Below are 15,480 nucleotides of genomic sequence, written 5' to 3'. Positions count from 1 at the left end.
ATATGCATACCAAATAAACCCTAACGGGTTTCCTTTTTTAAATTATGCAACTTTCTTTTGTTTTTTCAACCCATTATACTCATAAACAACACCCATAATATCAAAAACAGTCTTCTTCTCATATCGATGAGATTTTCTTCCGTTCTTCTGTAGGAGGTGGAACAGGCTGATTAGGATCTTTGTTATTTCTTGGATGTTTTGTTGTATGGCTTGATACAAACTCGATAAGTGATCTTGAATCATTCCAATTGCTTTATATTCACTTAATTCTTGTTTCTTCTTTTGTAAAATTAATTGTCGCATCTTAAACATAGTAGAAGAACATAGAAAAATGGCAATGAGTTTTCCATAAACATGGCATTCTAATCGCTCTTGTTTAATATGTTGCCAATGATGAATTTGAAATAAGGATTTCCAAGTTTTAAAAATGATTTCAATTTGCCAGCGGAGAGAGTAAAAATTATGGATTTGTTCCATCGGAGCAATCTCCCAAGGTGTATTGGTAACATATAGGTTCATGCCAGCTAATCGTTTGCTTTTTTCCGAATATGTAATCCCTTTTTTACTTTCTGTGTACACTTGTTTTTTCATACGCTCACGAAGTTGTTTTTCTGTTAATCGATACATAATCACCCGAATAAATAGTTTTTTATCCTTTCCAATATAAGCTTCTTTTGTTTCATAGGACTGTCCTGGTTTTAAGGTATTCATGATGTGCTCTAAATCAACTTTGATGTACTGAGATTGTTTTTTTATTGTTCCGTTTCGAAAGTATTCAGGAAATTCATTTTTGACATATACCCTATTGTTTAATTTGAGTCGCGATATATAGTACACACCACGTTGATCCATTTGATCTAAATCATCCAGTGAATAATAGCCTAAATCCCGAATACATAGGTCACCAGGGCGTAATGTTGATAAACACTCTGTTCCAAAGGTTTTATCATTATTTTTCCCTGGTTCCACTTGGAAATTTAAAAACTGACCACTATGTAAATCATATTCTAACTAGATTTTTATACCCGCTGTTTGTGCACAACCACCTGATCCAGGATATACATTGGCCAAGTGTTTTGGTACGTGAAAAATGGTTGCATCTAAAATACGAATTCGCTGAAAATAGGTAAGTGAAGCACTTGGAATTGCTGACTTTCCACAAACTTTATTTTTTAATAATGTGGAGAAAATATGTTTCAAAAAGAACACTGCCTTTTTATTAAAGCACTTATTTAGTCCTTCAGGACTCATAAGAGTTCCTGTTGATGCATGTAGCTGACTACACAATCGGACTAATGAATCACTCGCTACTCGTTGACTAATCCAGACACATATAGTAGCTAAATCATACCCTGAAAATTTACGTTTTCGTTTTACAAAACCTAGCTCTCTAGCGAGATTTTCCAAAAATGAAGGGGTAAGATGTTCATATAATTCTTCAGCAAATAATTGTAATTCGTCAGAAATTGATAGCTACATACAAAAACGCCATCCTTTCCTATGATTCTACAGAAAGAATAGCGTATTTTTTGGTTTTGGTGCAAAGGTAGTGGAAAAGAAAATATAACATATATATTTCTAGCATAATGGTAGGATAATCCTGGTTCCTCATCATTTCTACTCTTACTTTTTTTCCATTTGATAAAAACACCCATCATATGGATAAAAATTTATCTTAGCTTGATAGTGATCGGGTACCGCTGTTTTGTGCAAGCAACAATCCCTGAAAAATGCAGAAAAAATTCCAGAGGCGCGCAGCTATTTTTTTAAATGTTAATTTTGGTATTTCCAGAAGATAAAGCATTTCGCAAATGATAACTTTCACCTGTGAATGCAATGATATGAGCATAGGTCCCCTTTTAATACTTATAAATAGCTTTCTTAAATGGATTTCATCATATCTATATTTGTAATTTCATAGCCTAACTTTTCATATAATCCACGAGCAACTTTGTTATGACCAAAAACATGAAGTCCAATTTTTTTCATTCCTAATTCTTTAGCAATCACTTCAATTTCTTTCATTGCCTTTTTACCATATCCTAACCCTTGATATTGCTCAAAAATAATAAAGTCATAAATAAAACCTTCCTCATTACTTGTAGGCGATTTTTGCGCAATCCAAATCATTCCAACTAGATTTTGATCATGAAAGATAGAGTATAAATAATTGTACTCCGTTTTTTCACCTTTTGGTAACAGCTGATCAAATTCTATTTTGGACAAGTTAACAGCTTCATCTTCACTCCAATTTCCAGCAGCAACCTTCTCTTTCGCATAATCTTCAATCTCATTCTCATAATAACGCTGAAACTCCTCTTCGGCCATAGGCTTTAGTGTAATCACGTATTTCCCCTCCCGCTATGTTAATTATTCTTTATTTTAAATTTTTAATCTGAGGCGTGCAAGCAACAATCCCTGAAAAATGCAGAAAAAATTCTAGAGGCGCGCAGCTATTTTTTTAAATGTTAATTTTGGTATTTCCAGAAGATAAAGCATTTCGCAAACGATAATTTTCACCTGTGAATGCAATGATATGAGCATGATGGACCAAACGGTCCACTAATGCAGAAGTAAGCCGGTTATCACCAAATAGGGATCACCATACATGCCCATCAACTTAACATTTTGAAGTATCCCCCAAACAAAAAAATTGCACTGTTAAAGGTAAATATAGAGCTAGAATGTAGGTTATTAAGAATTAATAATTATTAAAGTAGAAGATTTTAAGAATGTTTTAACCTGGCTGAATGAAGGTTCGTTTATTTCCCCCTTAAGTTGATGGGCATGGGGGGCGCCATATCATTGCGGGAAAATTGTACGTTTAGACACATTTTAGACACAGAAAAACAAGGGTATAAATTTAGATGATGGTTATAATTTCAAAAGTGGAACTGATTTTTTTATTATGACTAAAAAATCAATCCCACTTATTTGTGTCTTTAAGAATAATGATTTTTTCAAAGATGATTAATATGTTCTATACTTTTATTCTATATAAAAGTAATTGTTTACTTTTCAGTGATATTTACAAAATTGACGGCTCTGTTTTCCTCAGTAGCCAAAGCCGCATTCACTTTATTTATTTCCTTTGTTAATTCTGGTGCTTTCCCCTGAGAGGACAAATTAAGATTCCCAAAAGATTTATTAAAAGATAGAAATTGTCTTGTTTTTTCTTTCCCATTTATTTCTTTAAATACTGTATCATCTACAATTAATAGGATTTCGTTGGATTCACCACGATATGGAGATAGCCATACATCCCCTTTGTATTGAACATTCATTTTTTTCTCATCAAATGTTAGTTCCTTCAAGTCTTTATATTCTTTATTTGCAAATAAGATAGTTTCATCTTTTTTTATTTTTGGTAACGAATCAATAGGGACTGAAGAGGTGAGCCCCTTATTATTATCTCTTTCACGTATAAGTCCTTTTTTGTCCATTTTTTCAGCAGTTGTTCTGCTTATAAATAATAAATTACTAGGAGCATCCTTAAACTCTGCCGGAAGCTTTACGTTGAGCTTATTATTATCTATGGTCCCTTCTTTTATTTGATATAGGTCTTGTGATGTTATTATATCTTTGTACAAGTCTATTATAGAGTTTCTTGTTTGTTCGTTTATCTCCCCTACTTCTATTGAAATTCCATTTGCTGGGGAGTTTTTTGTACCAAATAATGAACATGCTCCTAACATGGTACTCAAAATACCAGCTACTATTAATAATCCAAGTCTTTTTTTCATCCTATATTCCCCTTTCTTAAATTAAAAGATTGTTTTATACATTTTTTCAAATATTGAGCACGAACAAAGTAAAAGTATATAATTTGCATAACTAAGAAACAAATCAATACCATAACGGAACTACCTAAGACTGAAAAATTGGCTAACTTTTGTAAGGCCATAAAAGCAACCGCACTATGTGTAATTGCTATTGCAATTGGTAAAAAGAATAACAATGCAAGTTGACGTGTCACAATTTTCTTTAATTCCGGTTTGCTTAAACCAACTTTTGCTATCATTTTATATTGCTGCTGATTTCGTTCTAAGTCTGTGTATAATCGGAAATATAAAAAGCTTGCAGCAAACGTAAAGAAAACAATGCCTATTAATACACTCATGATAGATGCAAGTCCAAAACTTTGCTTCATCACTATCCATGTAAGAATTAAAGTCGAAAATGTATATTTTTCGTTGTCTACTATATCCTCAATTTTACTTGTATTATCTTTCTGAAAAGCAGCTACAATATTTTCTGCAACTTTTTTTGTTTTCTCCCAATCTTTCACAATAAAACCATTAATAGTGGTTTCAAAATAGTAATTCTCTGGATCCGCTATCATTTGATTATATATAGCGTCTGGTACAATAATTATCGTTTTGATTGTATCTTGTAGTTCTTTCGGAGTAACTATTTTATTTACATGCATATCTTTTTTTATATCCCTATACAACAATTGAAAGTTATTTTGATTAGATTTTGTATTAGCAACTTTTTTTGAAGGTATGACAAGACTATCATTTTCATCTTTTAAGTTTTCTTTTTCAAAACCAAATGCCTTAGCTAACTTATTATAATCACTTAATTTTATAACGGTTGATAATATATTATTATTATAGAGAGTATCTCGAATTTGTTTTGTTGAATAAGTCACCTGTTTGAAATTAAACTCACCATCATGGAGTTCGCTTTCTATTTTTTTTAAATGTTCTTTTTCTAAATGGTTATTATTATTAGACTGATAAATAAATGCAAAAGGGCTTTCCGATTCAGCCATGGATGAGTTGCCTAATCCCATACAAGTCCCCACTGCAGTGAAGGCAACTGTAGAAATAATAGTGACCATAAAAAACATTTTTGCATTATCTTTTAATTGATACACTAAATCTGAGATGGTGAGTATGTTTGTTTTCTTAAAGAAAATATTTTCCCGTTTCTTTAATGCACGTAACACATACACACTGAGCTGGGTAAATAAGAAGTACGTTCCAAGTACAACAAAGCTCACCCCTGCCGCCATCATGAAAAATACATAATTCGCACCCTTGTACTGAATTGCGTTAACACTATGGAAAACAGTCGTATATCCTAGTCCAATGCAAATAAGTGCAAATAAAGATAGCCCAAATGATGCTTTTGGTTCGGGCTTTGGCTTTTCTTCTGCTTTTATTAATTCTACTAGTTTCTCTACATTTACTAGTCGAGAAGTGAAAAGTGAAATAAATAAAAATAGTAAGAAGAAAGCTCCAAATGTTATTCCAATTGCTTTAAGAGGTAGGTAAAATGGGAGTCCTTTATCAATCATTAACAGATTGTTGCTCATAATTAAGATAAACTTAGAGAACACCATTCCAATTGTAATTCCTGTTAAAATAGAAGTGATACCAATTATTATATTTTCAATAAATACTAATTTGTTCAATTGTGAACGTGACATCCCATGTAGCATTAGAATTCCAAAATCTTTTTTTCTTGTTTTTAAAAATGCACTTACAGAATATAGGATAAAAAAGAATGAGAAGAAAAATATTAACCCCTGTGATATCTGTAATCCTGACTTTGCAAATGTATTGATTGTTACACTGGCAGCAAGATCGCCTTGTAAATTAGGATGAAACGCAAGTAATGCATAAGTAAAGAAAATCATAATAGCAAAGGTACTACTTAAAAAATGAGCCAAATATGTTCGTTTACTTCGAATGACGTTATTAAATGCGAATTGTCGAAAAGTCATGTGCATTTCCTCCTAATAATGCTAAAACCTCTAGAATTTTTTCATAGAATACTTTGCGATTATCTCCACAATAAATCTCATTGTATAACTGTCCATCTTTAATAAACACAATTCGATCACAATAACTTGCAGCCATTGCATCATGTGTCACTAGCATCATCGTTGTGCTATTTTCTTTATTAAGCCTTGTCAATAATTCCATCACATCACTAGCAGATTTTGAATCCAGATTTCCTGTAGGCTCATCCGCAAGTAATAATTTCGGATTATGAATAGTAGCTCGTGCGATTGCTGTTCTTTGTGCCTGTCCACCTGAAATTTCATACGTACGTTTATCTAATATTTCAGTTATCCCTAGTTTTTTAGCAATAGCTTCAACTTTCCCTTCCATTTCTCTAGGGCTTACACCATCAAGTGTAAGTGGAAGAACAATATTTTCTTTCACTGTCAATGTATTAAGGAGATTAAATGATTGAAAAACAAACCCTAATTCACGTCTTCGAAATAAAGACAACTGATCTGAAGATAACAGATATGGGTTTTCTCCATGAATTAATACTTCTCCTGATGTTGGAGCATCTATAGTAGACACCATATTTAATAGCGTTGTTTTACCACTCCCAGATGGTCCCATAATTCCTACAAATTCACCTTTGTTTATTTTCAAATCAATATGGGATAATGCTGTATAAGAAATTTTCCCAGGATAAACCTTTCCTAAATCTGAAACATGTAGTATCTCCACAAGTATTTCACCTTCCATTTCTCTTTTCGATACATGAAGTGTAACTTATATATAGTATGGCTCATATCGATTTCCCTAACATTTATCTAACAAGTTTGTAAGATTCAAAAGAAAAACCGATGAAAGGTATACCTTTCATCGGTTAACGAGATGCATATGGAAATATGATTCTAACTTTTGTCCCCTTACCTACCTCAGATTCTAGCTCAATCTTATGATTTAATTTTTCACATACTTCTTTAACAAGATATAATCCCATTCCCGTAGACTCTTTAAATTTCCTACCATTTTCTCCAGTATAGAATAGATTGAAAACACGTGGTAAATCAGCAGTAGGAATACCAACTCCATAATCTTTTACTTCTAAAATAATTGCTCGTCCTTTTGAATACGCCGATACAATTACTTTTTCTTTCTTACTTGATGAATATTTAATTGCATTTTCCAGTACTTGATTGAGTATAAATCGAAACCATTTCTTATCTGTTTCTACAATAAGATTCGGATCTACTTTTACCTCTGGATACACATAACTACGTATAAATAGACGTTTATTTTCATGAATAGCAGAATCAATCATTCCCAATAACTGCAATCTGTTCACTTGAAAATCTTGTTCAAATGTTTCTAAGCGAGCAACATATAAGACCATTTCTAGTCCTTTTTTGATTCTTTCTGTTTCTTCATTAATACTGTCAAATCGTGAGTCTTCTGCATCTTGTGTAATTAACTCAATAACAGAAATAGGTGTTTTCATTTGATGAACCCATTGATTCATAAAAGTCATTTGTTCTTGTTGTTTTCGTTCCCATTTTTTTAATTGGTTTTGATAATATTGATATTGAGATTGTAGTAATGTTTCTAAGGCCATTGATAATGGAGTCAAATCACTATCTTTTATTGACTCATTTAAAGTTTCCATTGGTGTTGATAGACGCTTGTAGAATGAACGATGACTATAATAACGATAGATTAAATAACCCATTAATAAAAAAACACCCAAAAATACAGAATATAATGCTGTCAATATATGTGGATAACCATCAAACCAATATATAAAAAGAATGATAAGCAATTGGGCAAATGTATAACAAATAAGTGGAATATGTTCTTGTAAAAATAATTTCATTATTCCTTTCCTTCCTTTTTCCAAGTAGCATGCAAACGATATCCAGCACCACGAACTGTCTCCAGTGCATTTTCAATACCTAAATCTTGCAGTTTCCTTCTAATTCTCCCTATATTTACACTCAATGTATTTTCGTCTATATATGAACTATCCCATAGTTGTTCTAAAATCACTTCACGTTTTACAAGGAGCGGAGACTTTGTTATTAATATTTCTAATAAAGTTGTTTCTTTTCTAGTAAGTAAAATTGTCTTATCATTTAGTTGAAGTTCCATTCTTTCTGGGAACAGGATTAACCCTGATTGCTCAACTATTCGTTCTTTTACTTTAGGAGCATATTCACCGTATGCTCTTCTGAGCTGGCTACGGATTTTAGACATAACAACTTCATAATAAAAAGGTTTCGTAATGTAATCATCACCACCATTTTCTAAAGCCATAACTTGATCCATCTCTCCACTCCTTGCAGATAGAAATAGAATTGGACAAGTAGAAATAGCCCGTATTTTACGACACCAATAATAACCGTCAAAATTAGGTAAATTCACATCTAATAGCACTATATCTGGTTTTATATCTTGAAATATATCTAAGACATTTTCGAAGTCCTCTATAATAACACTTTCATATCCATATTTTTTAATATGAGTTCCCAGTAATTCAGCAATTTTCATATCATCTTCTACAATCATGATTGTATTCATAACGTACTCTCCTTTAATTTAAGTGCAATTTCTAAAGTTCATTTGTTATTTAATATTTTACTTATGTAAAAAAGATGATATCTTACCTCTCCCCTTAAATGCAATAAGTATCCAATAAACCTTAATCTGTTGTTACTTAATTAATCATTTCAATAGGGATTGTTTCTATCTTTTTTCTTTACTTACGTAGACTCTTTTTAAAATACACAAAAAGACCGTCACAGTATTGTGACGGATAAACGGGAAAATATTAATAACTAATTACAATTTTATTTATTAATTTATAATAGTGATACCGCCACTTGATCATTTTCATGATTAGTTCGTTTTACTTTTAATACTGTCAGTTGCTTTTTTAAAAAGTTTCATTGCCTGTTCTGCTTTGTTATTTGCTTGTTCCAACTTACTATTATTTTGTTCTTCTAATGCTTCTGAAAGTAATCGCAGAGCATTCCAGTAATTATCCATTGCCTGTTTTATCTTTTCTTGTTCAACTTCTAACTCTTTAGGTGCCTCAAGGTATTTCATGTCTCTTACGTGTGTTTTTGCCATATCCAAACTCAGTTGGATTTCACTTTTCTTTGACTCATAATCCTTTACATCTGAATGTCCTATATCTTGTATCAGTCTGATAACTTCATCCATCATATTTGTATTTTCTACGATAGCTGCTTTGTATTTATCAACTTCTGAACCACTAACTTTTTCATTTAAATCATCCTGACGATGACCCTCTTTCGCATGTTTCTGGTTCTCTTCCTTTACCTCTTGCTCTATATCAGGGTATTTCTCGTTTATCCCCTTAAATACTGTCTCCCATTTAGAAACACCATCATCTATCCCAAACATACCGGTTTGTATGATTTCTTTTGCTTTATCCTTATTATATTCACCATCATACTTACGGTCCTCATACTGTCTAACTGCATCTTCTACTTTTATTAGGTGTTTTCTAATCTCTTCTACCCCTTCTTGTATTAAGAATTGGTAGTCTTCATACTTTTTAGGTGGCTTGATTTTTTCAAAACGGTTTATATCCAAACTAATGTGACTAATTAAAGAATCTATCTCACCTATGTAGACACTCTTTTCTGTAAATAATTCATCAGTTTTCTTTTCTAGTTTTTTTAAATGATACTGGAATTCTAAGTGCAGTTCAGTCAAACGATAAGGGTAATCTTTTTCAGATACTTTTACCTTCTTTTCACCTTCCGTGTCTGATACATTTGATTTACTTTCTTTACTACTTGATTCTTCTTCCTTACTTCCCTTTTCATACTCAATTCTAGACAATGCGTTTCTTAGTTGGTTTTCAATGTGCTCATCACTATAGTGCAATTTCTTTAGGTCAGATACCATTTTATCTGCATCATAATACTTATCTACTTTTCTATACTCTGACTGTGTAAGTCCATATGTATTTAATGTACAACCTACTAGCATGAAACTAACACTTAACCCTGCTAATGCAATACCTTTGAAGGATCTATTCATATTCATTTACCCCTTTATATTTTCGTATTCTTTCTCCATCCATAGACAGTCCATTATGAAAGTTTTCATTATAAGTATTGTTTGCTATTATTGTTTTACTTTCCTCACTATCTGTTTCAGCCCTAATTCTACTCATTTACCGTTTCAGTATTAGGCTTCAATTTGGATTAGCATTGCAAAAAAGGACATACCTATTCTTATAATCGTTGACTATATATATCCTTTTATTATTTTATAGTGAAATAAATAATGAATCAAAGTAATTTTGTGAAAATTATACAAAAAACCCTTAAATTATCGTTTGCTCAACAGTAGATAATCTAGGTAAAGAAAAAATACTAGAGAATATAGTAATGTAGTAGTCTTTAGTATCTTTTTATAGTATTTTAACGACTATGCAATACGGAGGGATAAAAAAAGGACCTCTTACGGAAAGATAAGAGGCCATCAAGAAGATAAAAATGTTGTATTTGAAACACGCGAGTTTCTACTTCACATTATAACATAATATATCTATATATTTAATATATAGATTAATACATTTTTTCAAACTAATAAGTTTACGATAAATACATTATGTAAATTAACGATTTTTGATCCTTTTGGATAAAAATGAACTTTGAAATTCATGTACTCATTCCAGATTCCACACAAGAGGAATGCAGAAAACGTACATGCAATGTGTATATTTGATTACAAGACGTGACATAGAAAGAAGGGTTTCTTCACTACACTGAAGGTGACTTTTAAATTTTCGCAATATTAGTATTGTTAGAGATTATCATATATATTATTATAAATAATGTTATATTAGTAAATTTTGGTATTATTTTTTCCAGCTTGTAAACTATGATACTTGGAGGCGTTGTTGTGCGTAATAAATGGAAACTTGGACTAATGAGTACCCTTCTTTCCTGTACCACCTTTACATCTGTTGCATTCGCAGCAAAAAAACCAGTCGATCAACCCAAATGGGAGGAATGGTTAAACGGACATGCAAAAATATTAAATGAACCAACTTCCCAAACAAGAGAGGATTTATCATTTCTTAAAGAGGCCGTACAGGACAAGCGCATTGTTGTACTTGGTGAAAGTACGCATGGTGCAAAGGAAATCAATCAATCCAAAATACGTATGATTAAGTACTTACATGAAGAAATGGGATATGATGTGATTGCATTTGAAACAGGGCTTGGAGAAGCAGCAGCTGTTCAACAAAATTTTGATAACTTAACCGCTACGGAAGCGATGAAACAATCTTTATACCCTGTATGGCAAACTGAGGAACTTGAACAATTATTTACCTATATGAAAGAACAAAAAGAAAAAGGGAAGCCACTCACATTAGCTGGTTTTGATATGAATTTGTTTTATAAATCTTCATTCCGCTCTTATGCAAAAGAATGGTTGCAAAAAGTAAATCCTGAAGTGGCGAGTGAATTTGATACAGCAGTGTCAGAGTTGATTGAACTGGATAGGTATTACAATAAAAATAAAACATATCCCTATGATCGATTTAAAATGGAAATACAACCCGTAATTAACAAGTTTGAAAAGGTTAGAATGTTTATTCAGAATCATAAATCTGAATTGATTCAAGTTGCACCACATCCTACGTATGATGTGAATTTGTTTGAGAAATCAATCAGTATACGGATTGATGCGATTAAAACGCATCTAGATGCTGATATGAAAGTCAGAGGTGGCATCTCCTCACCTAACCTGACAGACTATTCTTTTTATATCCGAGATCAAAAAATGGCACAAAATTTCGCATGGCTCACTGAAATGCAATATAAAAATAAAAAAATTATTGTGTGGGGGCATAATTATCATATTCGAAAACAAAATTCAAAAATGATATTAGACTTTACGAAGGTGCAGCAATACAATTATGTTGGCCCAAATATGATGGATTATCTTCCACAGCGTATCAAAGACCAAATGTACACAATCGGTGTATTTGCGTATAGTGGAAGCAGTTGGGATGATGTTAATGAAAATGTTATTCCTGTACATAATGAACATGAAGAACAAAGCGTTGAAAAAATCATCAGCACTGTAGGAAGTCCCCATGTTTTCGTTAACTTAAAAGGAGAAAGTAACCGACCAGAAACTTCATGGATGTTTACTCCTACTGCAGCAAGTTATTGGGGAAATAAATTAAAAGAAGAAATCATGATTCCGACAGAACAATATGATGGCATTCTATGGTTAGAAAAGACGACTCCTTCTGTACTGAAGTAAAAAATAAGAGCCTCCGATAAATTAATGGGGGCTCTTTTCTATTCATATTCTTTTATTCAATTACCGGATAATTTGTTAAACAACATCGACTCCTCACATCTCCCATTATTCAAATTCAGGTTCCTTCTTATCTTAACAGTCATTATGTATACTGAAACCATACATTATACCAGTGCCGTACGTCTCACATGATTCGAATTTAGGTTCATTTGTCATTAACTTCACTTCCTATTCCATCTTATTATTCCTACCTGCTCTTTCCTCATCATTGTATATAGATTCTTCTGTACAAGAGAAAAAAGAGGCATTCTACACAAGTATGATACCTGCTATAGAATGCCTCTTTTTTCACAAATTTATCGTTTTTCGACAGAAGACTCTTTCCTCAAAAATGTGAGGGTGTGAAACACCAATTTTAGGTGGGAGATGAATGTCGGTTGGCATAAGCCAACATGTTTGCTATCATTTACTTGTACAGATTGCTCTTCGAAAACTGAAAATATGAGGTTGGTTACAGAAAAACGTTGCAACCGTAAAATCTTCAACTTTCTATCGCCCCATGCTTGTCGAAGTTGCGAAAACCAAGCTAAAGTAGGGAGTGTAGTGCGTCAACGTACAAGATACTTATATTCTCACCGTAGGGACTACGGGTAGATCCTACTAAGATAACCGGTGGATACATCGGTGTTCGCAGGAATCTCCCACTTTAAAAAGTCCGTAAGGACGTTAAGTGGTGAGTAGTTCAATTGTTTCACTATGAAAATATGATAAAACTTATCCGTTTTCCCTTTTGTCCTACTTGCTAAATTCAGCGAGTAAAATATTTTTAAAAGGATCAGGGGTATCCGCTTTAAGGCTGTTCAAATTGACAGCCAATGTATGCTTGCCTCCAAGTGTGCCCCCAGCAAAAGTTAAAAAACCAGGAATGGTTCCTCCATGCCCCCATATCGATTCACCATTTGAAAGCTTCATTTTAAAAATTCCAAGCCCGGAATCGCCAAGTTCATCTACTCCTGTAGGGACTGTTGTAAGCATTTGCTTTAGTTGCTGTTCTTTTAGTAATTTCCCCCCAAGTAAGTAAGAAAAGAATTTGTTTAAATCATCAGCTGTTGAAATCATATCACCGGCAGAGCTCGCCATACTTGGATTATAATAAGTAACATCTTTTGGCTCACTTGCTCTGTCTAATTGGATATATCCACGGGCATGCTTGGTTCCTGGAATCACACTTGAATTCCCAGGTAAGAATGTATTCGATAATTCAAGTGGTTCAATAATACGTTTTTCAATCTCTTCCGCATAGCTGCTCCCAGTTATTTTTTCAATTAGGCCCCCTAGTAATACGTATCCTGTATTTGAATACGACCAGCTCTTCCCTGGAGCAAAATCTGGAGGCATGGATATTCCCATCTTTACTAATTCTTCAGCAGTATAGGATCTTTTTGTATCCATCATATTAAAATCCTTTGACCTTGTGTAATTAGCGATACCACTTGTGTGATTCAATAATTGCCGGATAGTAATCTGTTTATCATCATATCCATTTCCCTGAATGACACCAGGCAACCATTTTTCAATAGAATCGTCTAAATTCAAGCGGCTTTCTCCTGCTAATTGAAGTACAACTGTTGCAGTGAACGTTTTTGTCACGCTGCCAATTCGAAAACGAAAATCTGTTTTCATTGGTTTCTTAGTATTTAGATCTGCTACCCCAGCTGCATGACTCCATGTTTTTCCACCCTCAAAAGTTTTAACAAGTATCCCTGGATATCCAAGTTGCAATGTATCCCCCATTGCCTTTTTGACAGAATTATGATTCCTTTGACTGCTTTTTTGTAACGAATTTGATACATTTTGAATGGACTCCGCTTTTACAATTGAGGTTGGAGTTGTATATAGTAGGGAACCTCCAGTTATTAAAAGGGCTAAACCTGTACATGTAATTTGACGGTGCTTTTTCATCAAAATATTCCTCTCCCCTATTTATATCGTATAGATGTTTTTTGCTGTTTTTCAACTAATCACACAGCTTACATCTTACTCAAAGACAAAAGGGCGCTATTGAATTTGTAATCATTCTTATGCCTATTATTTCACAAACAAATTTTTGATCTGAAAATAGCCTATCCTTTTTTACATGTATGTTAACCTTTGTAATGTCTCTTTTCTTCCATACAAGTCTTATTAATCGATTTGTTTTTTCATATAAATTTACAGTATTTGTTCCTCCTCTCACTCTTCTATACATTTTAATCATACACAATGAAAATCTCTTTTTTCTTACCTCTTCCTTACAAATTCCTTACGTTCAAAATCACTTTTATAAAAACAAAGAAAATGGAATGAAATTCAAATGCATCTAAAATACAATAAAATTATATATATACATAAATGCATTTACATTTTTATATGACAGTGCTATCATATAATTAACCAAGAAGTATCCAACAAATTATTATTAATCACTACATTTTCTTTCAGAATAATTCAACTTATAAAAAGACACTATATTATACATAGTGTCTTTTTATATGCTCTAATATTAATTAAACATAAATGGGTTTATATACAATTGAACGCTTCACGCTCCTTGAGGAAGGAGCCTTATTGGCTAAAATGATAAATTTAATTGAAAATACGAGATACAAAAAACATCCTGCATGGTTGAACCATGCAGGATGTTTTTTAGTCTTTGTTTTTCATAATGTAAGAAACTAGACGAAGGATCTCAAGATATAACCATACTAATGTCATCATAAGTCCTACTGCGCTGTACCATTCCATATACTTTGGTGCCCCACTATGAACACCATTTTCAATTGAATCGAAATCCAGTAATAAATCTAATGCTGCAACAATAATTACAATCGTACTAATAATGATACTAATTGTCCCACCTTGATGAATATATGGAACAGTCAACCCTAAGATACCCAGTAAGAAAACAATAAAATACATAATAAGAATTCCAAGTGTTGCAACCGTTACAACTGCACGAAACTTTTTAGTTACTTTTACTACTCGAGTTGCGTATAACAAAAGCATGGCAAATAAAATTGAAATTGTTAGTAATACTGCAGTTAAAGCGATAGAATCTCCAAATCGCATTGTATAAAATGCTGAAATACTTCCTAATAAAATCCCTTGTAATACTGCGTAAATCGGTGCGCAAATTGGTGATATACGAGGAATGAATATAACTACAAATGCGACAATTAGAGTAACTATTACAATTCCAATTAATACAGGTATCTTCATTGTCCCTTGTGTCATTTGTACGTATGAATAGACAGACGCTGCAAAAAGTAGAATAAGTAAAATGAATGTTTTGCCTATCGTTCCCCTAATAGTCATCTTAGATGCATTTGTCTTTTCCTTATGAAATTTTTCTTTTTTTAAAATTGGATTGGTTGTTTTCATTGTTTCC

General features: G+C 32.6%; 10 protein-coding genes and 3 pseudogenes. 1 reads left to right on the top strand and 12 read right to left on the bottom strand.

The annotated features are described in order from the left end of the window. Positions 1-42: 42 nt before the first annotated feature. The 10 genes and pseudogenes from N2V92_RS00885 to N2V92_RS00845 form a co-directional block, all read right to left on the bottom strand. Positions 43-1,467, bottom strand: a pseudogene (locus tag N2V92_RS00885) (IS4 family transposase). A gap of 299 nt (positions 1,468-1,766) precedes the next feature. Continuing rightward, positions 1,767-1,850: pseudogene (locus N2V92_RS29940) on the bottom strand (ATP-binding protein); the annotation flags it as partial. A gap of 31 nt (positions 1,851-1,881) precedes the next feature. Next, positions 1,882-2,346, bottom strand: coding sequence for a GNAT family N-acetyltransferase (locus N2V92_RS00880; RefSeq protein ID WP_000631398.1), 465 nt, complete (start codon positions 2,344-2,346; stop codon positions 1,882-1,884). A 115-nt stretch (positions 2,347-2,461) separates the two neighbouring features. Further along, positions 2,462-2,596 (bottom strand): annotated as a pseudogene (locus N2V92_RS00875) (ATP-binding protein); the annotation flags it as partial. Between the two features lie 415 nt (positions 2,597-3,011). Beyond that, complete coding sequence (locus N2V92_RS00870) at positions 3,012-3,743, bottom strand: lipoprotein BA_5634 family protein (RefSeq protein ID WP_086398107.1); 732 nt, start codon at positions 3,741-3,743, stop codon at positions 3,012-3,014. Beyond that, complete coding sequence (locus N2V92_RS00865) at positions 3,740-5,734, bottom strand: FtsX-like permease family protein (protein WP_170264912.1); 1,995 nt, start codon at positions 5,732-5,734, stop codon at positions 3,740-3,742. Before N2V92_RS00865 ends, N2V92_RS00870 begins: the two co-directional genes overlap by 4 nt. Further along, on the bottom strand, positions 5,709-6,479 hold the full coding sequence (locus tag N2V92_RS00860; RefSeq protein WP_016078492.1) for an ABC transporter ATP-binding protein: 771 nt from the start codon (positions 6,477-6,479) through the stop codon (positions 5,709-5,711). The genes N2V92_RS00865 and N2V92_RS00860 overlap by 26 nt, the downstream gene beginning before the upstream one ends. Before the next feature lie 142 nt (positions 6,480-6,621). Further along, positions 6,622-7,608 (bottom strand): sensor histidine kinase, encoded by a 987-nt coding sequence (locus N2V92_RS00855; RefSeq protein WP_098506576.1) that lies wholly within the window; start codon positions 7,606-7,608, stop codon positions 6,622-6,624. After that, positions 7,608-8,312 carry a response regulator transcription factor gene (locus N2V92_RS00850; RefSeq protein WP_098506577.1) on the bottom strand — a complete coding sequence of 235 codons (705 nt, stop codon included), beginning with the start codon at positions 8,310-8,312 and terminating at the stop codon, positions 7,608-7,610. Before N2V92_RS00850 ends, N2V92_RS00855 begins: the two co-directional genes overlap by 1 nt. 318 nt (positions 8,313-8,630) lie before the next feature. Beyond that, on the bottom strand, positions 8,631-9,812 hold the full coding sequence (locus tag N2V92_RS00845) for a DUF7018 domain-containing (lipo)protein (protein ID WP_098506578.1): 1,182 nt from the start codon (positions 9,810-9,812) through the stop codon (positions 8,631-8,633). Between the two features lie 864 nt (positions 9,813-10,676). On the opposite strand from N2V92_RS00845, the gene N2V92_RS00840 reads away from it, so the two are divergent. Beyond that, positions 10,677-12,053 carry an erythromycin esterase family protein gene (locus N2V92_RS00840; RefSeq protein ID WP_142331108.1) on the top strand — a complete coding sequence of 459 codons (1,377 nt, stop codon included), beginning with the start codon at positions 10,677-10,679 and terminating at the stop codon, positions 12,051-12,053. Positions 12,054-12,848: 795 nt separating this feature from the next. Here the strand turns inward: N2V92_RS00840 and N2V92_RS00835 are convergent. Both N2V92_RS00835 and N2V92_RS00830 read right to left on the bottom strand, forming a co-directional pair. Beyond that, a complete protein-coding gene (locus N2V92_RS00835; RefSeq protein ID WP_098506584.1) occupies positions 12,849-14,015 on the bottom strand; it encodes a serine hydrolase domain-containing protein in 1,167 nt (388 codons plus the stop codon). Positions 14,016-14,738: 723 nt separating this feature from the next. Continuing rightward, positions 14,739-15,473, bottom strand: a complete 735-nt coding sequence (locus N2V92_RS00830) for a Bax inhibitor-1/YccA family protein (protein ID WP_098506580.1) — start codon at positions 15,471-15,473, stop codon at positions 14,739-14,741. Positions 15,474-15,480: the final 7 nt, after the last annotated feature.

Source organism: Bacillus sp. CH_48 (genome assembly GCF_038008465.1).
Classification (GTDB): domain Bacteria; phylum Bacillota; class Bacilli; order Bacillales; family Bacillaceae_G; genus Bacillus_A; species Bacillus_A thuringiensis_S.
Note: the sequence above shows the minus strand (reverse complement) of the source record. Positions and strands in the feature narration are given on the sequence as shown.

Coding starts and splice junctions, on each gene's coding strand:
- N2V92_RS00850 (WP_098506577.1), bottom strand. CDS start 8,312: ATGAATACAATCATGATTGTAGAAGATGATATGAAAATTGCTGAATTA.
- N2V92_RS00835 (WP_098506584.1), bottom strand. CDS start 14,015: ATGAAAAAGCACCGTCAAATTACATGTACAGGTTTAGCCCTTTTAATA.
- N2V92_RS00830 (WP_098506580.1), bottom strand. CDS start 15,473: ATGAAAACAACCAATCCAATTTTAAAAAAAGAAAAATTTCATAAGGAA.
- N2V92_RS00845 (WP_098506578.1), bottom strand. CDS start 9,812: ATGAATATGAATAGATCCTTCAAAGGTATTGCATTAGCAGGGTTAAGT.
- N2V92_RS00855 (WP_098506576.1), bottom strand. CDS start 7,608: ATGAAATTATTTTTACAAGAACATATTCCACTTATTTGTTATACATTT.
- N2V92_RS00870 (WP_086398107.1), bottom strand. CDS start 3,743: ATGAAAAAAAGACTTGGATTATTAATAGTAGCTGGTATTTTGAGTACC.
- N2V92_RS00865 (WP_170264912.1), bottom strand. CDS start 5,734: ATGACTTTTCGACAATTCGCATTTAATAACGTCATTCGAAGTAAACGA.